Genomic DNA, 19,528 nt, shown 5'->3' with positions numbered 1-19,528 from the left:
CGGTGGAAGGCCTATCTTTCGCAAAAAAGGCATCTACCCCAGTCCACGCCGGGGTCTGATGCATACGATATGTAAAATTGTCTGTTCAAAAAGACGCTTCAACCGATCCACATTCGTTCGGGTTCACTTGATTATCATATGTACGCTTTTTGAACAACCGTTACAAAGGAACTGTCGGGAGGGACTCGACATTGGATATTACGGGCTTACTCCAGTTACTTATTCAAGGGCTCAGTACCACTAAGCCCTGCGAACGACAACTGCTCATCCGCTTCCGCACCCATGAACAGTATGAACAATGTTCCGAGGTGCTGCATGAACTCGAAGCAAGCAGATCTGAGCTTGCTGATATTCGCAAGGTTCCACTCATTGATGGCTGGGTATATCCGGCCAGAACGGACTTCGATTCCGCCCTGCTATCGACCGCTTATGATGTTATCGTAGAAGAAGATATTCATCTCTCGATGCACGCCGTATCCCAGCGTCCTGTCAATTGGGAGCGCGGCATTCCTTGGGGGGTTAAGCACATCAAAGCACCCCAAGCTTGGAGCACGACTACCGGTTATCGTGTTCATATTGGTGTCATTGATACCGGGGCTGATTTCCACCATCCTGACCTTCGGCACTCGCTCACCCGCGGCATTAATCTGATCCAGCGCGGTTTGCCCCCACATGACGACAATGGCCACGGCACCCATATCGCAGGTACGATCGCCGCTGCCAATCAAATGTACGGCATTATCGGAGTGGCTCCTCGCGCCATTATTCATCCCGTTAAAGCATTCGATGAAAATGGAGCTGCCTTCGTATCTGATATTATCCAAGGCATTGATTGGTGTGTCCGCCATGGTATGAATATCATTAATATGAGCTTCGGCATGAAGACCCGCAGCAAGTCGCTGCTCACTGCTGTCACGAACGCTTATAATGCTGGCGTAACCGTTGTCGCCTCCTCTGGCAATGATGCGAAGCGGAAGTCTATTGATTACCCCGCCCGTTACTTGCAGACGATCTCGGTTGGAGCTACTGATCGAATTCGGAAAATTGCCTCCTTCAGCAACCGCGGCCGTTACGTCGACATCTATGCACCCGGCGATAAAATTGTATCTGCTTGGATCAAGGGCAAATATCATGAAATGAGCGGCACCTCAATGGCCACCTCACATGTAAGTGGCGCTATTGCTCTGCTGCTTGCCATGAAGCCTGGTCTCAAGCCTGGTGAAATCAAAACCTTGCTGCGACGATCGGCAAGTCCGATGCGAAGCCGGAATACTACTTCTCGTAGTTTAGGAGAAATCGATGTCATGCGCCTCCTTAAGGAAGCAGAACGCTGACGAGATCCGAACGGGAACAAACACGAGAATGGATGGAAACAAAACAAGGGCAGCCGAGCAAGTCGACTGTCCTTGAAGTTCATTCATGTAGTTGTGCTGTGGTCTAGGAGGCCATTACCGGATCTAGCTTCGTTCGAGGCGTGTTCCACAACTCTGTCCACTTCTTGATTGCAGAGATGAGGATGATGACTCCGAGCACCATCATAATCATTGACAACGATGCATTAAGAATGCTGTAGCCCTTATTAGTTGGATTCAAGTACACATTGGATATCATCCATATTCCCGCATAGTTAACGGTTACGAACAAGTAAGCGAGCGGCACAAGACAAGTAAGTGCATACCAGCGCTTATCCGCAATCTTCATAATAACCGTAGCACCGATGATAAGACCGATGGAAGCCATCATCTGGTTCGATACCCCGAACAGCGCCCATACCGATCCAATATCGCCAGAGAAGAGCAGGTATCCCCACAAGAAGCAAGCAAGCGCACTAGCAAAGATGGAGCCAGGTACCCAATCTACTCGTTTCAATGGCTTATACACTTCTCCGAAGAAGTCTTGGATAATGTAGCGCGCCACACGTGTTCCCGCATCAATTGCGGTCAGGACGAATACCGCCTCGAACATGATAACAAATTGGAAGAAGTACGACGAAAGCGATTCGAACCATGGGAACTTCGTGAAAATGTACGTCATGCCAACTGCGAGTGTTACAGCTCCACCCGTGCGGCCTTCCAAGTTCAAACCGATCTCTCGCGCGAGATCCGGCAAATGAACCACATTCATGCCCAGCGTCTTAAACGCTTCTGGCGTTGAGTTAATTGCGAAGTAATCAGCAGGCTGCAAGGCAGTTGCCGCTATAAGTGCCATAATCCCTACAACGCATTCGACCAGCATCGCGCCGAAGCCAACGACTTTAATATCGCTCCAGCGATCCAGCATTTTCGGTGTCGTACCCGATCCTACGAAGGCGTGGAAGCCAGAGATTGCTCCACAAGCTATCGTGATCGAGATGAACGGCCATACTGGGCCTGCCAGTATTGGGCCTCCGCCGTTGATGAATTCAGTTACGGCAGGGAATGGAATATCAGGATTGATAATGAACACACCAACGATAAGAGCAATGAATACTCCGATCTTCATAAAGCTGCTCAAGTAGTCGCGCGGTGCAAGGAGAAGCCATACAGGCAGTGCTGCCGCAAAGAATGCATATATCGGCAAAATAATTGCCAGCGTCTTCATATCAAAGGTCAACCATTGGCCAAGCGCGGTACCTTGAATGTAGGGACCCATAAATACACCGACCATCAAAAGTACAAAACCAACGGTAGAGGCAAGCTTCAAATTGCCTGTCTTCTTGTACCAAATCCCAACCATCATGGCAATCGGGATCGTGATGCCTACCGAGAAGGTTCCCCATGGATTGTGTTCAAGCGCATGGAGAACTACCATCGACAGACCCGCCATCGTAATCGTAATAATGAACAGCATCGCTAGGCCCGTACAGAAGCCTGCCACTGGCCCAAGCTCATCCTTCGCTACCTCAGAGAGCGACTTGCCTTGCTTGCGCATGGAAGCGAACAATACAACCGCATCATGTACAGCACCGCCGATAACGGCACCGATCAACAACCAGAGCAGCCCTGGCAGATAACCGAACTGGGCAGCTAATATCGGACCAACTAACGGCCCTGCCGCAGCAATGGCTGCGAAGTGATGACCGAAGGTCACCCATTTATTCGTCGGCACATAATCCTTGCCGTCATTTAATTCGTGCGCCGGAGTAGGCTTGGAATCGTCTAGCTTTAACACTTTGTTTGCCATAAATGTTCCGTAGAGGCGATAGGTGATCATCAAGATGCAAATCGAACCAATCACTATTGAAACCGCATTCATGATCGTCCACTCCTTTCGAGCTGTTGCTGTTATCTTACCTTATGAAAACAGCATTACCCTGTTTTCAAAGCAGAATGCCGCATGTCCATGATGAAGTGCACAAAAAAAGGATTGAAATGCAAACGATTTCAACCCTCTCTTCTATCCTTATTCGCCTCTTCTCCATCTCATACCAAAATTGATTGGATGATTAGTGAACGCCACTATTTTAAAATCCTAGAAGCTGCTTAAGTTCCTTCATATAGGTACGACTCACAGGCAAGCTGGATCCGTCCTGCATCTTCAGTTGGCATGTGGAGTGGAACCATGGCTCAATCTCTACAATGCGATCCACATTCACCAAGTAGGCCCGATGCACACGAATAATGGATGGGTGAATCAGCTTCCGCTCCAGTACACTAAGTGGTTCTCCTACACGATAGCGCTGTTCTGTCGTTGCGACGACTGTCTTTCCCTCTTCAAACCCGATGTACACGATGCGATCCACATGCAGAACAACAATGCGCTCATCCACCGTCGTAATGGCAAGCCGCTCTACCCGTTCTGTCGGGATAGACCGGGAATGTGATATTACCTCATTCTGCATCAATGTAACTGAACGCGAGCCCTGCTTCTCCAGCTTCTCGACGGTTAGCTGAATGCGCTGCTCATCGAACGGCTTTAAAATATAGTCAGCAGCGTTCAACTCGAAAGCACGCAGCGCATATTCATCATACGCCGTTGCGAATACAATCGCAGGTGGCTCATCCAACGCGCCCAACCGTTCTGCTGCCTCCAACCCACTCGCTTCGGCAAGTTGAATATCGAGAAATACGACGTCCGGACGCAGCGCCCCTATGCGCTTCAACGCCTCTTCCATCGATTCTGCCTCTCCTACAACGTCAACCCGTTTCGTGCGGCGAAGCAGATAACAGAGTTCGTCACGCGCTAGCGGCTCATCATCCACGATAAATACTTTCAACATCGATGTCCCCCCGTTCGCTATAATGAATCGGCAACGTAATCGTGACCGATGTCCCTTCTCCAAGTGTACTATCGATTTGAATCGAGCCCCTGCTTCCATACAGTTCTTCTATTCGCTTCACAATATTGCACAGCGCTGTGCCTGTTCCTTCTGCAGACGGAACCGCCTCATTGCCAAGCGCGGCCATGGACTCTGGTGCTATGCCCTTCCCATTATCCTTGGTCGTAATCGTCACGCTAGCTCCATTCACCTGCGCCCGAATCGATACTATTCCTTGCGACAAAGCAAATCCCTTGGAGAAGGCATGCCGAATCGCATTCTCCACCAGTGGCTGAAGCGTGAATGGCGGTATTAGTACGTCCATAAGAGAACCGTCAATGTCCGTCTCTACGACATATTTGCCGGGGAATCTCGCCTGTTCCAATGACAAATACGCTTCCACATGCTCTAATTCCTTGTGCAGCGGGATAAGCATCTTACGTGCGCCCTGCAGATTGCTGCGGAAAAACACACTGAGCTGCTGCAGCAATTTGCGCGCCTTCTCCGAATCGGTGCGGCAGAGAACGGATATGGTATTGAAGGCATTAAATAGAAAGTGCGGGTGAACCTGAGCTTGCAGCGCCTTGATCTCCGCATCCTTCAGCAGCCGACTCTGCCGTTCTGCTTCCGCCAATTCCAACTGGGTGGAGAACAGCTTGCCAAGACCCTCTGCAAGCTCTCGTTCTACTCGATCCAGCCGTGAGGGCTGCTTGAAGTACAGCTTCAATGTGCCCACCGTACGGTCATGCACCTTAAGTGGTAATACGTATGCAGCTTGCAAAGGACAACTCGGCTCGAAACACTGAATCTCTTCTCGTGAGGATGCCTTATGAACAATGCCCTCCTCCAGCACTTGCTTCGTCAACTGCGTGGATATTCCATTCAACGGCACATGATGGTCGTCCCCCGCGCCCACGTGCGCAAGAATGTGATGCTCATCTGTAATGGAGATCGCGTCAGCATTCGTACCTTTCCATATGATCAACGCCGCTTCTCGGCATGAATCGCTATTTAACCCTTGACGGAAAAACGGCAAGGTCTGATCGGCGATATGAAGAGCGTTATGGGTCAACAGCGCCCGAGAGCGCTCCTCTTCCTCATAGATGGATTGAATAATCAGCATGAATAATAGAATGCCGAATCCATTGACCGCGACCATCGGCACACTAATCAGCTTGACGAGTTCCCAAGCAGAGCTCCAAGGTTCCGCTACGAGCAAGATGGTGCCCATCTGCGCACACTCCATCCCTATGCCGATCAACGCTGCATGCCATGCAGCATGCTTGCCTTGAATCATACGAAAGCGCTTTCCAACGAGCCCAGTGATAATACCGGCCATTATCGTCGATATCCCACAAGCAGCAGCGGTATAGCCGCCAAGCGATAGGCGATGCAAGCCCGCAATTAACCCAACACCTGTTCCGACAAATGGACCGCCAAGCAGTCCTCCAATGACAACACCCATAATGCGTGTATTCGCAATGGCACTTCCCGTCTCTATATCCATATGCCAAGCTTGTGAATATACCGAGCTATTATGAATTTGCACACCAGTATAGTTGCTGATTACCCCAAACGCGCCGAACACGAAGATCAGCAGCCATTTCTCAGCTGTACCGTGTTCATTATGAACAATATGTCGAAATGACTTCATACGCGACAGCACAAATGCGATGATCAGTAATACGCCTACCCGCTCGATCATCAGCGGAAGCAAATACAGCATCCCGTCACCTACTTTCTCTCTAGCTCGATCCTCTCGATGGTTCTTGTTCTTATTCTACCGAACAACTAACTATTGTGGGAACAAGAAAAGCGTCCTGCAAGCTAGTTTCAGCTCACAGGACGCTCTATATTAGGCAATGAACATTGTAACTCTCGTTAGGCGCTGTCTTACATCTGTTCTGGAGCAGATACGCCAACCAGACGAAGTACGTTCGCAATTGTTGTACGAACAGCGCCGAGCAATGCTAGACGGGCTTGTGTCTGCTCTGCATCCTCTGTAATGACACGCTCTGCTCTGTAGTAGCTGTGGAAGAGCGATGCCAGCTCGTACACATAACGAATCAAACGATGTGGCGCATAGTCGCGGGCAGCAACTGCAATCTCTTCTGGAAGCTCACCCAGCTTGCGAAGCAGGTCGAATTCATGCTCTGCCGTCAGCTTCGCCAAATTCAGCTCATTCAACGGCTGCAACGCAACCCCTTGTTCTTCCGCCTGACGGTAAATGCTGCAAATACGCGCATGCGCATACTGTACGTAATAGACAGGGTTCTCATTGGATGTTGAGATCGCCAAGTCCATATCAAAGTCAAGGTGGGAATCCATCGAACGCATTGTGAAGAAGTAACGGATTGCATCAACGCCCACTTCATCCATCAAATCTTCCATGGTTACGGCTTTCCCCGTACGCTTGGACATTTTCACTTTCTCGCCATCTTGGAACAAGCTAACCATTTGCGCAATCAACACGACCAACTTATCCGGATCATTACCGAGTGCTTCCATAGCCGCTTTCATACGTGGGATGTATCCATGGTGGTCAGCACCCCAAATGTTAATCATTTTGTCAAAGCCACGGCCGTATTTATCCATATGATACGAAATATCTGGAGTCAGGTACGTGTAAGAACCATCATTCTTCACCAATACGCGATCCTTGTCATCGCCGAATGTCGTTGTGCGCAGCCATGTTGCACCTTCATGCTCGAATACATGTCCGCTTGCACGAAGCGCATCCAGCGCCTTCGTTACCTCATTGTTCTCGTAGAGCGATGTCTCGCTGAACCATACGTCGAACGGAACACGGAAGCGATTCAAGTCGCGCTTGATTTTATCCAATTCCTTCGAGAGACCGTAAGTACGGAAATAACGCTCGCGCTCTTCCTCAGACAAGGACAGCAGACGTTCGCCCTCTGCTTGAACAAGCTCTTCCGCAAATCCCTTAATATCTACACCGTGATATCCATCTTCAGGCATTTCTGCATCCTGTCCCAATGCTTGCTTATAGCGGCATTCAATCGATTTCGCAAGATTGTTCACTTGGTTCCCTGCATCGTTAATATAATATTCGCGCGTTACTTCATAACCCGCGTAATCAAGCAGGTTGCACAATGCATCGCCGACAGCCGCACCGCGTGCGTGTCCAAGATGAAGGCTTCCTGTAGGGTTCGCAGATACGAACTCTACCTGTACGCGTTGACCGCTGCCAGCCGCAATCCGTCCGTAGTCGCTGCCTTTTTCATTCACTTCGTGCAAGATGTCGTAAAGATAGCTCTTGTTCACACGGAAATTAATAAATCCAGGTCCAGCGATCTCTGCGCTTTCAATGGAAGCCGCTTCTTTGTTCAGGTTCTCGATGATCGCTTCAGCAATTTGGCGTGGATTGCGCTTCGCAATGCGCGTCAACTGCATCGCTGCATTGGATGCCAGATCACCGTGCGTCTTATCCTTCGGCACCTCAATAACGAACGCAGGAATATCCTCGCGCGCTACAAGACCTGCCTGTACGATTGCATCCTCAATTGCTTGCTTCACTTGATTGTTTACTCGTTCCATTACACTGCTCATATGTCTCGTTCCTCCTGCATCTTATCGTTCATGCCTGTTTCAGGCGGGTGTAATACGTAATTGAATATTGAATTTCCCCGTGCAGCGTTCTTCTATATATAATTGATACGACCACGCTATACGCAATTCGTCGAATTGTAGCGGCCCTTCGAACGGCCAAGGCTTGTCCCAAGACAGCTTCGATGTCGCTGTTGTTAGAGGAAAGCGAATCGCAGATGAACGATAGTAACCATTCTGTCTCGCTCCAAGAGCAAATGTCTGCTCTGCTTCAACCTGTCCTCTACGCGTTAGCTTCACCTGGTTCTCACTCACCTTCAGTGTAACCTGTGTACGGCTCGCATCTTCGGCAGAATCACTTCGTCGCTTCACCCGCTCCGGCTGGGACTGAGTCTCAGTATAGCGAATATAGAAATGTGAACCCTTCCGATATAAATCGCCCCGTACGTGCTCCGTGACCCGTTCATCATCTTGTCGGCTGTCAATCGTGATAAGAACCGGCAATCTATCAGCCGCTTCCCTCTGATGCTCCGTCATTGTCAAGCTCCATTCTCCAAAGTCTGATTTCTAAATTATCCGGTATACGCCCGCCTTTTGCAACCTCCTTTTCCTATTTGCGCCCTAGGGATACAGCTAAGCATAGCAGGGACAATTAATCGACAATCTATGGCATAATACGATAACTTACGAATTTGTAAGGTTATACCTCAATAAAGACGTGGAAATTCGAATCTTCCCTCAATTATAATAATAGTAGTAAAAGATTCCTCGATTGTCCGCTGCTGCATAATTGCTCAGCTTATGTCATTATTTCGAGGAATATGGGGGCGATATATGGTGGAATGGACGGTACTTCTAACTTGGTTAACGAACCATAGCGACTGGCTGCTCCTGATAACGCTCGTACTCCACCTATCTTCGTCAGTATGGGTTGTTATCGACAGCATCCGCATTGAACACTCTGTCTTCTTTACAGTCGGCATGACGACCATTGTGGTCATCGCTCCGCTGTTCGGGCTATGCATTTATATGATGATTCGAAACACAAAACGAACCGCACATCGCAACCACCGTAGACGTACAGGAACCTCTGCAGTCTAACGATACGGAATAGAACGGGAGCTGTCCTAGACAGCTCCTTTTTCACGTTATGATCTATGCTTTATCTTTATTTTTCTCCCATCTTCTCTCATGCTAATCTTGTTGATAGAGAAATCCAGTGTTTATATGAAGGAACCGCGACGCACAATCCATTTATTAGAGGAGTGACCCGACGTGCCCACCAAGTCAAGAAGGCGTACGCCAGTGGCCACAAGTTGGCGATGCGGCAGATGCCGTGCTTGTCGATGCAAGCTGCACAGCTGAAGCCGTCGCAAGGCGCGCACATCGACAAGCTGTCTTTCATCAAGGCAATATTGTGGCAGGTTCCTTGTAAGCGAATCAGGGACGGCCTGAAGCAGTATATTTGTTCATTTATACAGATGCCGGCATTCGTAATGATGCTGGCATTTGCTGTTTTCACACCGATACAAAAGGAATATTTGTCCATTGGCTTGAATTATAATAAACTGTACTCAGCTATACAAAATACATACAAATAGGTGAATGTCTGTGAACCCTTCCTTATTAGGCATTTCGAGTGTATCTTTCCTGCTCGTTGCCGCATTGACCCCATTGCTCATCTGGGGATTGCGGACACTGAAGCTGACGCAGCCGATTCGAGCTGAGCTTCCGCCTGATCATCAAGCTAAGCGCGGCACACCGCTGATGGCCGGCCTTATCCTGATTATCGGTGTAATTACCTCTGTCTCCTATCACCCATCGCCAATGACGATGTTTCTGGCAGCGACGTTTCTGCTATTCGGTTCCGTTGGTCTAATGGATGACTTGAAGAAGGCCGTATTTCAGGATCCCTCCGGGATATCGGGCAAAGCAAAGCTTGTCTTCCAATTCTCCTTTACCGGAGTTCTGTTGTACGTGCTCATTCAGCATTTTGACGTCAGTACGACCATTGTGCTTGGGGGCGGGCTAACGCTCGATCTTCCTCTACTCGTGTATGTGCCAATTATGGTACTGTTCGTGGTAGGTTCGGCAAATGCGATTAACTTTACAGATGGTCTGGATGGGTTGCTTATCAATGTGTCGATCCCGACTTATTTCTTCTTCTTCCTCATATCCGATCATATGGAAGTGAAGATGTTCTCGCTCATCATGATTGCCTGTCTGCTTGGGCTGTTCATTTATAATATTTATCCTGCGCGTGCATTCATGGGGGATACCGGATCGCTCGCCATCGGCGGCTCCCTGTCATTCCTTGCGGTTCTCGAGAAGGTAGAGATCCTGATTCCGGTTCTCTTCTTCGTCTACTTCGCAGAACAACTGTCTGTTATTCTACAAGTATGGTACTACCGCAGAACGAAGCTGAGAATGTTCCGAATGGCGCCCATCCACTATCATTACTCGCTCAAATACGGTTGGAGTGAGAACAAGATCGTCGTTATCTTTGGCTTCATCTCGTGGGTCGGAGTGGGGATATGCTGGTTAGCTTGGAAGTTCCTCTTATCTTAACAGTTGTTGCACACGAAAGCCCTGCAGCCTTTTGAGGCGGCAGGGCTTCTGTTCATGTTGTCATTTCGTTAGGACGCCATAAATTTATCTGTGAATTCCCATACTTTATTCCAATATACCGCTCCAGCAAGATGAGCGCCGCCGTGTCCTGCACCCTTGATCACCAGCAGATCCTTCTCGACATTTGCCGCATCATATAACTCATGAACCATTTCATATGGAACGAACATGTCGGAATCCCCGTGAATGAATAGAATAGGAGTCTTGCTCTTTGCTACTTGCTTCAAGGCAGAGGCTTCCTGCAAGTCATAACCGGCTCTAATATTAGCGACCACATTGGAAGCCGTCATAATCGGGAAGGCAGGCAAATGAAATAGCCGTTTCAATTGGTAGCTGAATTCATCGTAAGCCGACGTGTACCCACAGTCCTCGACAATCACCTTGACATTCGCAGGAAGTTCTTCTCCCGAGGTCATCATAACCGTCGCTCCTCCCATGGAGACCCCATACAGGGCAATTTGAGACTCGGGGTTAGCTTCGACGATATGGCGAATCCAACCCATCATGTCTAGTCGATCATGCCAGCCCATTCCAATATAGGAGCCCTCGCTCTTTCCATGTCCTCGTAAGTCGACGAGCAGTACATGATAGCCTTTATCATAGAATCTCTTGACCGCATACGACATCTGCTTACCGGAGCTCGTATAGCCATGAACGACAATGGCCCACCTATTCGTGGGATTCTCTTGCCGATACTCATAGCCCTGCAGCTTCAAACCATCGAAAGAAGCTAACGTGACCTCGTCGTGATGCTTCGTTTCGATCCATTCTTTTGCCACCTCATTTCCTTGCGTCTCCTGTCCATCTACTTGCATCGTCGGAACCGCCCGATCAAGATCCGGATTGTTGTCGAGGAACGGACGCTCCGTCTCCGGATTAAGCGCTATGTTGTAAAAATGATTCCCTATGAATCCTAATGCAACGATGATAATAATGAATACGGTTGTGATCGAAATAAGTAAAATCTTCATCTTACTCATTCTCATCCTCCCTTTCTCTATATTTTAAAGGGGACCGCAACGCATGTCTAAGCCCTGCCCTTTTGCTGCTTCTTACAAAAACAAGCGCACTTCCTCTGCTGCATGCAGATTCCGTGCGCTTGGACGATGCTGCTTTGTTACAGACTACATTACTTTACGAACCCGAGCAGCATCTCACGAATGATTTTGCTCGCCGTAATCGGCGTTTGCTCGGTTGGATCGTAGATTGGCGCAACTTCCACCAAGTCACATCCGATAACATTGGCTTCCGAACGAGCAATCGAATGAACCGCTTCAAGCAATTCCTTCGACGTAATGCCTCCCGCTTCTGCCGTTCCTGTTCCCGGTGCGCAGCTTGGATCAAGCACATCAATATCGATCGTGACATAGACCGGACGGCCAGCCAGCTCAGGCAGAACCTTCTTCAGAGGCTCCGCTACCTCGAACGGGAAGAAATTGATGTTCTCGCGAGCGTATGCCCACTCTTCACGCGACCCAGAGCGAATGCCGAACTGGTACACGTTCTTGCCGCCGATCATCTCAGCAGCCTTGCGGATTGGTGTGGAGTGAGACAAAGGCTCACCCTCATACTGCTCCCGCAAGTCAGCGTGCGCATCAATATGAATAATAGCGAGATCAGGGTAGTTCTTGTACACCTCTTGCAGGATAGGCCATGTCACTAGGTGCTCCCCGCCAAGGCCGATTGGGAACTTCCCATCGCCCAGCAGCTTGCCTACGAATTCCCCGATGATATCCAGGCTCTTCGCCGCATTGCCGAATGGCAGCAGCAAGTCGCCTGCATCGAAGTAATTCAATTCCTCAATGCTTCTATCGAGATACGGGCTGTACTCTTCCAAGCCTACCGATGCTTCGCGGATACGGCCTGGGCCGAAGCGCGATCCTGGGCGGAAGGACACCGTGTAATCCATTGGCATGCCATAAATGACGGCCTTTGCTCCTTCGTAATCATCAGAGCTGCAAATGAACACATTGCCCGAATATTTTTGATCTATTTTCATTGTCTACGCTCCTCCTTCTTCCTGCGCTATCTTATTTGCACAGATCCTCTACAAATTTAGGCAGACAGAAGGCTGCTTTGTGCAGACGAGAAGAGTAGTACTTCGTCTCCATTTCTGGAATCTGTGCTTCGTCCACTTGCAGCGGATCGTGCTGCTTGCTGCCCATTGTGAACGTCCAGAGACCGCTTGGATAGGTCGGAATATTCGCACCGTACACGCGTACGATCGGGAAGATTTCCTTCACGTCACGGTTCACCTGCTGGATCAAGTCCGCCTTGAACCAAGGGTTATCCGTCTGCGCTACGAACAGGCCATCTTCCTTCAAACCATCATAGATGCCTTGGTAGAAGCCGCGTTCGAACAACGGTGCCGCAGGGCCTACCGGCTCTGTGGAGTCGACCATAATAACGTCGTATTCATTTTTGCTGTTCAAAATATGCATGTATCCATCATTCACGACAACTTCTACACGCGGGTTGTCCAGTTCGCCCGCAATTTCAGGCAAGTACTGCTTGGAGTATTCGATGACTTTGCCGTCGATTTCAACGAGAACTGCCTTCTCTACTCCAGGGTGCTTCATGATTTCGCGGATAACTCCGCCGTCGCCGCCGCCGACGACAAGTACTTTTTTCGGATTCGGATGAGTTACAAGGGCCGGGTGTGCCACCATCTCATGGTATACGAACTCGTCTTTGATCGTCGTCATAACCATGCCATCCAATACGAGCATCCGTCCAAATTCTTCGGTATCCAGCATCGCTAAATGCTGAAACGGCGTTTGCTCCTCCACGAATGTTTCGCGGATTTTTGCCGTAATGCCAAAGGTAGGCGTTTGCTTCTCTGTAAACCACAATTCCATAACATCAACCTTCTTTCATAATCATGGTATCGTTGGCTTAGTTCCCGAAATGCTCGTAATGGTTCCTATGTGTAACATTCGTAACACTTCATCTCCATTTTGCACCAAACACAAAGTATTATATCGGTTCCCCCCCAAAATGCAATCATTTTCCGAAGTCAAGTTGAATATTTGCACAATTTTCAGAGCTATTAGAGCTCTGAAAGCTGCTTTATCACTGGATTTTTGGAATTTTGACAAATGCTCTAGAATATTCTGTTTTTCATAGTTTTCAACCCTTTTACAGTTTGTGAACGGTGAATTTATTCTAGCAAAAAGGAATAACCTTCCTCCTCTTTTTCCATACTGAATGGTAACCACAAAATGGCCTGATGACGGTCGAACAGGAGGCGCTGCCATGCAGCGGTTAAGCGGCAAAAAGACTGAGAAAAAGAGGAAGCGCGGGTGGCGGCTATGGCTGAAAATCATTGGCGGTTCAATCGCGCTCCTTCTAGGTGCTTGCGGCATCCTGCTCGGGTATCTATATATGACGGATCTGCCTGTGTCTGATATGCAGAAGCCCTCCTTCATTTATGACAGCCAGGGGGCGGAACTTACATCACTAACAAGCGGGCAGAAGCAGCAGCATCCGGTTACGCTGACCGATATCGCTCCGGACGTCATTCATGCAACCATTGCCACAGAGGATCGGCAATTCTACCGTCATGTCGGGATCGACTTCAAAGGAATTGCTCGCGCAATGCTCGTCAATATCGAATCAATGTCCAAAAAACAAGGCGCCAGCACCTTGACACAGCAGCTTGCCCGCAACCTGTATCTCAACCACGATCGGACATGGGCTCGCAAGGTGAAGGAAGCGCAATATGCACTTCAACTGGAGATGAAATACAGCAAGGACGATATTTTGGAGCAGTATTTGAATCAGGTATATTACGGCCATGGCGCATACGGTATCGAGGCCGCCGCTCAGCTCTACCTTGGCAAGAAGGCTCGTGACCTGACGCTGGCAGAGAGTGCAATTCTTGCAGGCATTCCACGCGGCCCAAGCTATTATTCTCCCTATTTCAATATGAAAAATGCGAAGGACAGACAAAAGGTTGTGCTTCAGGGCATGGTGGAGACCGGATACATCACCCAAGAGCAGGCACAGCAAGCCTACAATGAAACGCTGGCCATTCGACCGAGGGAGGAGCGAAGCGAGCTGCTTGTCGCCCCCTATTTCCGAGATTATGTCCGGCAGGAGCTCGATTCACTCGGCATTTCCGATCAAGCAATCGAGGCTGGGGGTCTGCGTGTATATACAACACTGGATAAACGGGCTCAGGCGGCAGCAGAGCAGGCTGTCGCCAAGTATATTCCTGCAGAAGGGGATTTGCAGGCTGCTCTTATCTCGATCGATCCACGCAACGGCTATTTGAAGGCGATGGTTGGCGGCAAGAATTACCGGCTAAATCAATATAATCGTGTATTCGCCAACACGCGCCAGCCTGGATCATCCTTCAAGCCGCTGGTCTATCTAACAGCACTCGAGAAGCGAGCCATCACAGCGGCGACTCACTTCGTCAGTCAGCCGACTTCATTCACATATGACAATGGCAGACAGCAATATAAGCCAAGTAATTATGGCGGCAAATATTATGGCGAGATCGATCTGCGCCGCGCCATTGCTGTGTCAGACAATATTTATGCGGTAAGTACCATTATGCAGATTGGCCCTGAGCAGGTGATCTCCCTTGCGCGGCGGCTTGGCATCGACAGTGACATGAAGCCACTCCCCTCTCTTGCGCTAGGTACATTCCCAGTAAGTCCACTGGAGATGGCATCCGCATACGGTGTGTTCAGTAATCAAGGCAAGCGTGTGATCCCCCGCTCCGTCTTGAAGGTCACCGACAGCGGCGGCAGTGTCCTATACGAGGCTCCACCGATTCAACAAGAGCAGGTAGTCAATCCAGCAGATGCGTATGTGCTCACCAGCCTGATGGAGAGCGTATTCGAAACCGGTGGAACAGGCAGCCGCGTAGCGACCAGCATGAAACGCCCTGTCGCTGGCAAGACAGGAACGACAGATACGGACGCTTGGATCGTCGGATATACGCCGGAACTCTCAACTGCCGTCTGGGTCGGCTATGACAAGGACAGAATGATATCCGTTACGGAATCTCATAAGGCAGCGCCTATATTCGCTGAATATACCGAACAGGCATTGTCCAACGTCCCACCTAAAATATTTGCCGTTCCAGACAATGTAGTTAGCGTCTATATTGATCCGGATACTGGGAAGCTCGCAGGAGATAACTGCCCGAATAAACGTCTGGAGACATTCGTAAGTGGAACCGAGCCCACCGCTTGGTGCGATCTTCATGTTCAATCCCCGACAGACCAGAGGAAAGACGAAGAGAAGCGACCAACGAAAGAGCTTGAGAAACGTTCGTGGTGGCAGCACTTGAAGCGCTGGTGGGGGGATTAAGGAACGGTATCTATGTGAAACGAGGCTGTCCCGGAGTCCCAGCAATTTGATGACCTATATCGATAGGAACATGTATGAAAAAAAGACGCTTCCCTTCCCACGAATCCAGTGGTTTAGGAAGCGTCTTTCTATTTCTAGTGGGCTGATTCCATTGTTATTGACACTGTGGAACAGCGGATTCCATTGTTTGTTGATTTCTAGGCAAATCCACTATTCCTCCATAGATAACCACCCAGCATACAACTCTTCCAGTTGCTGCCGCAGTTCTTGCTGCTTGGCCATCAATAGCGTCCAATCTACCTCCTGATCGGTCTGCATGGACAAGGCAGCCATCTCCTCGTCCAGTTGTCGCAGCTGCTCCTCTACTAGCGCAATGTCCCGCTCCCATTGGGGTGCAGTCTGTCCCTTCCGCGTCACTTGCTTTGGAAGCACGTCATCTGCATGTCTCTTAGCAGGATCGCCTGCCTTCGAATCTTGCTGCTGCGACTTCCTCTCTACCGTGTTCACATCCGTATGTGCACCAGTAGACACCGCCCCCAGCTGTCGTGAGTGATCCATCCAGGTCTGCAGCTTATCCCGGCATTCATCATAGTTCCCAATATGCACAGACAATCTTGCCTGCTCCAGCACCCACAGCTTGCTTACAACCCGATTAATGAAATAACGATCATGCGAGATAACTAGAAGTGTACCTGGAAAGTTCTCCAACGCTTCCTCCAATGCTTCTCTGGAGTCGATATCCAAATGGTTGGTTGGCTCATCGAGCAGGAGCAAATTCGGCTTCCGGTACATGAGCAGAGCCAATCGAAGTCTGCTCCATTCTCCTCCTGACAGCTGCGCAATTCGCTTGAACACATCCGCTCCATAGAACAGGAATCTAGCCAGTTCTCCCCTAGCCTCTCCCTCTTCCATGGCCACTTCCTCACAGAAATATCGAAGAACCGTCTTATTTTCGGAAGGCGGAGCTTCCTCCTGCGCCAAATAGCCAACCTCCACACGCGAACCGACTCGGAGATCTCCGCCATCTGGATCAACCTGGCCAAGCAGCATCTTCATCAAGGTACTCTTCCCAGCACCATTGCTGCCAAGCAATGCTGTACGCTCGCCGTACAGCAGAAGCCCGTTCACCCCGCTAAGCAGCTTGCGCTCCCCATATGCCTTCGTAACCCCATCCAGCACGAGCACTTGCTTGCCAGAACGATCCTCCTGCTTCAGCTTCAAATCCATCGTCTTCCGCTCCAATATCGGACGCTTGAGCTTCTCCATACGATCGAGCGCCTTCTGCATCGATGCTGCCCGGCGATGAAATCCTGGATTCGGCGGATTCGCACGATTCCCCCATTCGATCAGCTGCTTAATTGTATCCTGCATCTTCTTAATCTTCTTCTGCTGCTCTTGATAGCTAGCGAATTGCTGCAGCAGCCGTTCTTCCTTCTCCTTCTGATAGCCGGAATAGTTCGTATGATAAATGAACGCTTCCCCATCTTCGATCTCAATCATTTTGCCTGCAACTCGATCCAGGAAATAGCGATCATGCGAGACAATCATTACCGCCCCCGAATAAGCCAGCAGGAAGGATTCCAGCCATTCGATGGCCGCCATATCCAAATGATTCGTTGGTTCATCAAGCAGCAGAATGTCAGGCTGCCTCAGCAGCAGCGCTGCCAGGCCGACCTTCGTCTTCTCTCCCCCAGATAACGAGGAGAAGGGGCGGCTATATTGCTCTTCCGCGATCCCGAGTCCTGCACTGATCCGCCGAATCGAGGCCTCCATTTCATAGCCGCCTGCCCGCTCGAATTGCTCCATCATCTGTCCATACTGCTGCAGAATATGGTTCAGTTTCTTCTCATCTGCAGAGATAGCAGGGTCGGACATGGTCACTTCCACCTGCTTCATTTCTTGCTCTAGGCGGCGCACTTCCGCATAACTCTCAGCAAATACATCATATACAGAAGCGGATTCATGGGCAGAAGGTACCTGATCGAGCAATCCAATTGTCGCGCCTTTGCGGATAAACAGATCCCCTTGATCCGGTGTGGATGTCCCGCTTAGCATCTGCAAAATTGTTGTCTTCCCCGTTCCATTGCGGCCAATCAGTCCAACCTTTTCTCCGTCTTTTACTTCAAATGACACATCTGAGAGCACCAAGTTTGCTCCGTAATATTTTTTCACATGCCATAGGCTAATGATCATGTCGATATCCCCCTCGGGGCGTGAGCAAGACGCTGCCTCCCGGTCTGGAACAAAAAAAGGCTGCAGGGAAAAATCCCTACAGCCCTAAATAAACCTAAATCCGATCAGGTTAAGGCAGGAGAGTCTTCACGCCGTATTGTCGTATTCGTATTAGTAAAAATGGACACACGTATCCCGTTGAGAGCTACATCATGGGTAATTCCAAACATTGCCATTGGCAGTTGGCTAATACGAATGTTCGGCGTATTGAAATTCATCTCCTACCTCACCTCCTGTTCCTGTTCTTCAGTCCGAAGAACATGTTATTCATATATATTACCACATTTTAGAATATCGGTAAAGGGACAGCTGGATACCCTGCCCAACCCCTACTTGCTTCCCTTAGGATCATCTTGATGTACAATGGTTATACCTAAGTTCATTCTTTTGTAATCTTTATCCATCGAAGAACGTCTTCGTTTCTTGTAGAATAGGACTCGCATCGGATTATCATATCGGAGGGAACCAAGCATCATGAATTTGCGGGAACTTGAATATTTCAAGGCCGTTACTGAACAGCATAGCTTTACAAAAGCAGCTGAACAGCTGTATGTGTCCCAGCCTTGCATTACAGCCGCTGTAAATCGGCTGGAGGAATTTCTAGGTGTGCAATTGCTCGAACGCAATAAGAAAGAGAAGGCTGTGCATGTCACGCCGCAGGGGGCGTTATTTCTAGCCAGAGTCGATAACATTTTGTCTGAAATTGATGAAGCTATTGTAGAGGTTCGTAATTATAACAGCTCCAACATTCATTTTGGCTTGCCGCCAATTATCGGAGCCTATCTGTTCCCTTCCATGTTCGCTTACATAAGGAAGCGGTATCCGCATGTGCAATTTAAAGTAACCGAGTACGGTTCTCGCATTACAACAGAGCTGCTGCAAGAGGGTAAGCTGGATTTAGGCATTATCGGACAGGCAGATCAAGAACCAATCTCCGATCTCCATTCTGTGCTGCTCTATGAGGATCACTTAAACGTGTGTGTGCCTGACACTCACCCACTCGCGACTCGAGAGTCCATATCCATTGCTGAACTCAAGCATGAACATTTTATCGTGCTGACGGAAGCTTATGTACATCATGAACAACTGATGCTCGCTTGTGGAACATACGGATTCAAGCCGAATATTGTATTTGAATCAGATGAAATTCAGACCGTTAAGTCGATGGTAGCCAGTGGGGCAGGCATTTCCCTAATCGTCTCTATGGCGGTCAAAAATATGCCTGGTCTTGTAGCCATACCACTTGAGGATCCGTTGTACTTCTATATTTATTTATGCTGGAAGGAAGGACATCATCTGTCGCAAGACTGCCTCAGCATGATCGAGTGCATGCGCCAGCTCCCACTTCAAGAAGCATAACGCCGAACGGATAAATAACAGAGGACATAACTTCCATTTCGTTACTATAAATAAAATTTATTAGCTTATATGCGGAACGTATTTCCCTTTTCCCCACTAACGTAGCACAATGGTAGCATGGGGCTTGCGGGGCTTATGTTCAGCAGCGAGTCTCCTTGGAATGATAAACAGGGAGCTGAT

Annotated in this window: 15 protein-coding genes and 1 pseudogene; 6 read left to right on the top strand and 10 right to left on the bottom strand. The window is 49.2% G+C overall.

Going from position 1 to position 19,528, the window contains the following annotated elements:
* Positions 1-191: 191 nt before the first annotated feature.
* Positions 192-1,334 (top strand): S8 family peptidase, encoded by a 1,143-nt coding sequence (locus PBN151_RS27590; protein ID WP_072731854.1) that lies wholly within the window; start codon positions 192-194, stop codon positions 1,332-1,334.
* Between the two features lie 103 nt (positions 1,335-1,437).
* Here the strand turns inward: PBN151_RS27590 and cstA are convergent, their stop codons facing one another.
* The 5 genes from cstA to PBN151_RS27565 all read right to left on the bottom strand — a co-directional run bounded on the left by cstA (position 1,438) and on the right by PBN151_RS27565 (position 8,341).
* Positions 1,438-3,234 carry a carbon starvation protein CstA gene (gene cstA / locus PBN151_RS27585; protein WP_072731853.1) on the bottom strand — a complete coding sequence of 599 codons (1,797 nt, stop codon included), beginning with the start codon at positions 3,232-3,234 and terminating at the stop codon, positions 1,438-1,440.
* Between the two features lie 208 nt (positions 3,235-3,442).
* Complete coding sequence (locus PBN151_RS27580; protein WP_072731851.1) at positions 3,443-4,198, bottom strand: LytR/AlgR family response regulator transcription factor; 756 nt, start codon at positions 4,196-4,198, stop codon at positions 3,443-3,445.
* The gene (locus tag PBN151_RS27575; protein ID WP_072731850.1) at positions 4,173-5,963 is read right to left on the bottom strand and encodes a sensor histidine kinase; all 1,791 of its coding nucleotides are present in this window, start codon (positions 5,961-5,963) and stop codon (positions 4,173-4,175) included. The genes PBN151_RS27580 and PBN151_RS27575 overlap by 26 nt, the downstream gene beginning before the upstream one ends.
* Before the next feature lie 167 nt (positions 5,964-6,130).
* The gene (argS, locus tag PBN151_RS27570; protein WP_072731848.1) at positions 6,131-7,807 is read right to left on the bottom strand and encodes an arginine--tRNA ligase; all 1,677 of its coding nucleotides are present in this window, start codon (positions 7,805-7,807) and stop codon (positions 6,131-6,133) included.
* A gap of 39 nt (positions 7,808-7,846) precedes the next feature.
* Positions 7,847-8,341, bottom strand: coding sequence for a YwiB family protein (locus PBN151_RS27565; protein ID WP_065292895.1), 495 nt, complete (start codon positions 8,339-8,341; stop codon positions 7,847-7,849).
* A 297-nt stretch (positions 8,342-8,638) separates the two neighbouring features.
* Here PBN151_RS27565 and PBN151_RS27560 point away from each other — a divergent pair, with 297 nt between their 5' ends.
* From PBN151_RS27560 to mraY, 3 genes and pseudogenes are all read left to right on the top strand, one after another.
* Positions 8,639-8,905, top strand: coding sequence for a hypothetical protein (locus tag PBN151_RS27560; RefSeq protein ID WP_072731846.1), 267 nt, complete (start codon positions 8,639-8,641; stop codon positions 8,903-8,905).
* Between the two features lie 178 nt (positions 8,906-9,083).
* Positions 9,084-9,239, top strand: a pseudogene (locus tag PBN151_RS32145) (deaminase); the annotation flags it as partial.
* A 176-nt stretch (positions 9,240-9,415) separates the two neighbouring features.
* The gene (gene mraY, locus PBN151_RS27555; RefSeq protein ID WP_021253446.1) at positions 9,416-10,372 is read left to right on the top strand and encodes a phospho-N-acetylmuramoyl-pentapeptide-transferase; all 957 of its coding nucleotides are present in this window, start codon (positions 9,416-9,418) and stop codon (positions 10,370-10,372) included.
* A gap of 68 nt (positions 10,373-10,440) precedes the next feature.
* On the opposite strand, the gene PBN151_RS27550 is transcribed toward mraY, so the two are convergent.
* The 3 genes from PBN151_RS27550 to speE all read right to left on the bottom strand — a co-directional run bounded on the left by PBN151_RS27550 (position 10,441) and on the right by speE (position 13,290).
* Complete coding sequence (locus tag PBN151_RS27550) at positions 10,441-11,403, bottom strand: alpha/beta hydrolase (protein WP_072731873.1); 963 nt, start codon at positions 11,401-11,403, stop codon at positions 10,441-10,443.
* A gap of 158 nt (positions 11,404-11,561) precedes the next feature.
* Complete coding sequence (speB, locus tag PBN151_RS27545; protein WP_072731842.1) at positions 11,562-12,431, bottom strand: agmatinase; 870 nt, start codon at positions 12,429-12,431, stop codon at positions 11,562-11,564.
* A gap of 31 nt (positions 12,432-12,462) precedes the next feature.
* The gene (gene speE / locus PBN151_RS27540; RefSeq protein ID WP_072731840.1) at positions 12,463-13,290 is read right to left on the bottom strand and encodes a polyamine aminopropyltransferase; all 828 of its coding nucleotides are present in this window, start codon (positions 13,288-13,290) and stop codon (positions 12,463-12,465) included.
* A 397-nt stretch (positions 13,291-13,687) separates the two neighbouring features.
* On the opposite strand from speE, the gene PBN151_RS27535 reads away from it, so the two are divergent.
* Positions 13,688-15,757 (top strand): transglycosylase domain-containing protein, encoded by a 2,070-nt coding sequence (locus PBN151_RS27535; RefSeq protein ID WP_072731839.1) that lies wholly within the window; start codon positions 13,688-13,690, stop codon positions 15,755-15,757.
* A gap of 210 nt (positions 15,758-15,967) precedes the next feature.
* Here the strand turns inward: PBN151_RS27535 and abc-f are convergent, their stop codons facing one another.
* The gene (gene abc-f / locus PBN151_RS27530) at positions 15,968-17,950 is read right to left on the bottom strand and encodes a ribosomal protection-like ABC-F family protein (RefSeq protein WP_072731837.1); all 1,983 of its coding nucleotides are present in this window, start codon (positions 17,948-17,950) and stop codon (positions 15,968-15,970) included.
* A gap of 104 nt (positions 17,951-18,054) precedes the next feature.
* A complete protein-coding gene (locus PBN151_RS31580; protein ID WP_161627129.1) occupies positions 18,055-18,207 on the bottom strand; it encodes an RAxF-45 family protein in 153 nt (50 codons plus the stop codon).
* Between the two features lie 256 nt (positions 18,208-18,463).
* Between PBN151_RS31580 and PBN151_RS27525 the strand changes: the two genes are divergently transcribed.
* Entirely contained in the window at positions 18,464-19,348 is an 885-nt protein-coding gene (locus tag PBN151_RS27525; protein WP_021253452.1) for a LysR family transcriptional regulator, read from the top strand.
* Positions 19,349-19,528 lie beyond the last annotated feature (180 nt).

This window comes from Paenibacillus sp. NAIST15-1, assembly GCF_001894745.1.
In the GTDB taxonomy this organism is placed as follows: Bacteria; Bacillota; Bacilli; order Paenibacillales; family Paenibacillaceae; genus Paenibacillus_B; species Paenibacillus_B suaedae.
Note: the sequence above shows the minus strand (reverse complement) of the source record. Positions and strands in the feature narration are given on the sequence as shown.

Excerpts from the sequence above, each read along its gene's own strand:
- PBN151_RS27565 (WP_065292895.1), bottom strand. The coding sequence starts at position 8,341 with ATGACGGAGCATCAGAGGGAAGCGGCTGATAGATTGCCGGTTCTTATC.
- speB (WP_072731842.1), bottom strand. The coding sequence starts at position 12,431 with ATGAAAATAGATCAAAAATATTCGGGCAATGTGTTCATTTGCAGCTCT.
- PBN151_RS27550 (WP_072731873.1), bottom strand. The coding sequence starts at position 11,403 with ATGAAGATTTTACTTATTTCGATCACAACCGTATTCATTATTATCATC.
- PBN151_RS27560 (WP_072731846.1), top strand. The coding sequence starts at position 8,639 with ATGGTGGAATGGACGGTACTTCTAACTTGGTTAACGAACCATAGCGAC.
- PBN151_RS27525 (WP_021253452.1), top strand. The coding sequence starts at position 18,464 with ATGAATTTGCGGGAACTTGAATATTTCAAGGCCGTTACTGAACAGCAT.
- cstA (WP_072731853.1), bottom strand. The coding sequence starts at position 3,234 with ATGAATGCGGTTTCAATAGTGATTGGTTCGATTTGCATCTTGATGATC.
- PBN151_RS27580 (WP_072731851.1), bottom strand. The coding sequence starts at position 4,198 with ATGTTGAAAGTATTTATCGTGGATGATGAGCCGCTAGCGCGTGACGAA.
- PBN151_RS27535 (WP_072731839.1), top strand. The coding sequence starts at position 13,688 with ATGCAGCGGTTAAGCGGCAAAAAGACTGAGAAAAAGAGGAAGCGCGGG.
- PBN151_RS31580 (WP_161627129.1), bottom strand. The coding sequence starts at position 18,207 with ATGAATTTCAATACGCCGAACATTCGTATTAGCCAACTGCCAATGGCA.
- speE (WP_072731840.1), bottom strand. The coding sequence starts at position 13,290 with ATGGAATTGTGGTTTACAGAGAAGCAAACGCCTACCTTTGGCATTACG.
- abc-f (WP_072731837.1), bottom strand. The coding sequence starts at position 17,950 with ATGATCATTAGCCTATGGCATGTGAAAAAATATTACGGAGCAAACTTG.
- PBN151_RS27575 (WP_072731850.1), bottom strand. The coding sequence starts at position 5,963 with ATGCTGTATTTGCTTCCGCTGATGATCGAGCGGGTAGGCGTATTACTG.
- argS (WP_072731848.1), bottom strand. The coding sequence starts at position 7,807 with ATGAGCAGTGTAATGGAACGAGTAAACAATCAAGTGAAGCAAGCAATT.